Annotated in this window: 2 rRNA genes; both read right to left on the bottom strand. The window is 42.1% G+C overall.

Annotated features, from left to right (window positions below):
- Positions 1 to 99: ribosomal RNA gene (locus PVA17_RS25005) — 23S ribosomal RNA — on the bottom strand; the annotation flags it as partial.
- Between the two features lie 305 nt (positions 100 to 404).
- Positions 405 to 477 (bottom strand): 16S ribosomal RNA (locus PVA17_RS25000); the annotation flags it as partial.

Raw genomic sequence — 477 nt, 5'->3', positions numbered from 1 at the left:
AAGCTCACTTACAGCTCCCCGAAGCATATCGGTGTTAGTGCCGTCCTTCATCGGCTCCTAGTGCCAAGGCATTCGCCGTGCGCCCTTAATAACTTAACCTACAGCTTTCAATACACATCGCATTTCGTCGTCAGCTTCACTCGTTCAGTCAGTCACGTACTGAGGTACGCTCCTTCCTTCTCTCGATTGCTTCCTAGAACTACTCGTGTCTTGAAACCTTCTTCGTTATTAAGCCTATAAAAAAACTTAAAAAATAAATGTGTTTGTTACAATTTCAATGTCGTTTTATCCAGTTTTCAAAGAACAAGTTTTGAAGTATTTCATTCGTTAAGAATGAACCTTCAAAACTGAACGCAAAACGTAATCTTACAAACCCTAGGTTTGTATTCCGAAAATATCCTTAGAAAGGAGGTGATCCAGCCGCACCTTCCGATACGGCTACCTTGTTACGACTTCACCCCAATCATCTATCCCACC

This window comes from Lysinibacillus sp. CNPSo 3705 (assembly GCF_028674935.1).
Classification (GTDB): Bacteria; Bacillota; Bacilli; order Bacillales_A; family Planococcaceae; genus Lysinibacillus.
The sequence above is the reverse complement of the archived record's forward strand: the minus strand, read 5'-3'. Positions and strand labels throughout refer to the sequence as shown.